This window comes from Pseudoalteromonas sp. AWM4_233, assembly GCF_056158285.1.
This window is the reverse complement of the sequence record NZ_JBSWSZ010000131.1, coordinates 1-1,465: the sequence shown is the minus strand read 5'-3', so window position 1 is coordinate 1,465 and position 1,465 is coordinate 1. Positions and strand designations below refer to the sequence as shown.

The 1,465-nt window shown below is 49.0% G+C and carries 1 rRNA gene; it reads left to right on the top strand.

The annotated features are described in order from the left end of the window. Nucleotides 1-150: 150 nt before the first annotated feature. Nucleotides 151-1,465, top strand: a 23S ribosomal RNA gene (locus ACXAC4_RS27130); the annotation flags it as partial.

The window sequence follows — 1,465 nt, the reverse complement described above, 5'->3', positions numbered from 1 at the left end:
TCTCTCAATGAAAGAGTCGTTCTCTGAAAACTAGATAATGTTAATGAAGAAGCAATAACCGAGTAATCGCCATTTTAGTCAATTCTCTCTATGTTAAATAGAGATTAAAAACCTTTGATCTTGTTCATCTTCGATGAACACGTCAAATACGGTTAAGTTAGAAGGGCGCACGGTGAATGCCTTGGCACTAGGAGCCGATGAAGGACGGGACTAACACCGATATGCTTCGGGGAGCTGTAAGTGAGCTTTGATCCGGAGATTTCCGAATGGGGAAACCCACTGTTCGTAATGGAACAGTATCTTTATCTGAATACATAGGATATTGAAGGCAGACCCGGGGAACTGAAACATCTAAGTACCCGGAGGAAGAGAAAGCAAATGCGATTTCCTGAGTAGCGGCGAGCGAAACGGAATTAGCCCAAACCAAGAGGCTTGCCTCTTGGGGTTGTAGGACACTCTATACGGAGTTACAAAGGAACGAAGTAAATGAAGCGACCTGGAAAGGTCCGTCGAAGAAGGTAACAACCCTGTAGTTGAAACTTCGTTCCCTCTTGAGTGGATCCTGAGTACGGCGGAACACGAGAAATTCCGTCGGAAGCAGGGAGGACCATCTCCCAAGGCTAAATACTCCCTAGTGACCGATAGTGAACCAGTACCGTGAGGGAAAGGTGAAAAGCACCCCGGAAGGGGAGTGAAAGAGATCCTGAAACCGTGTGCCTACAAGTAGTCAGAGCCCGTTAATGGGTGATGGCGTGCCTTTTGTAGAATGAACCGGCGAGTTACGATCGCATGCGAGGTTAAGCTGAAGAGGCGGAGCCGCAGCGAAAGCGAGTCTGAATAGGGCGAATGAGTATGTGGTCGTAGACCCGAAACCAGGTGATCTACCCATGTCCAGGGTGAAGTTCAGGTAACACTGAATGGAGGCCCGAACCCACGCACGTTGAAAAGTGCGGGGATGAGGTGTGGGTAGCGGAGAAATTCCAATCGAACCTGGAGATAGCTGGTTCTCTCCGAAATAGCTTTAGGGCTAGCCTCAAGTAGTAAGAGTCTTGGAGGTAGAGCACTGATTGGACTAGGGGCCCTCATCGGGTTACCGAATTCAGTCAAACTCCGAATGCCAAAGACTTATCCATGGGAGTCAGACTGCGAGTGATAAGATCCGTAGTCAAGAGGGAAACAGCCCAGACCGCCAGCTAAGGTCCCAAAGTATATGTTAAGTGGAAAAGGATGTGGAGTTGCTTAGACAACCAGGATGTTGGCTTAGAAGCAGCCACCATTTAAAGAGTGCGTAATAGCTCACTGGTCGAGTGACTCTGCGCCGAAAATGTACCGGGGCTAAACGCACCACCGAAGCTGCGGATTGACATCTTATGATGTCAGTGGTAGGAGAGCGTTCTAAGGGCGGTGAAGTCAGACCGTAAGGACTGGTGGAGCGCTTAGAAGTGAGAATGCCGGTATGAGTAGC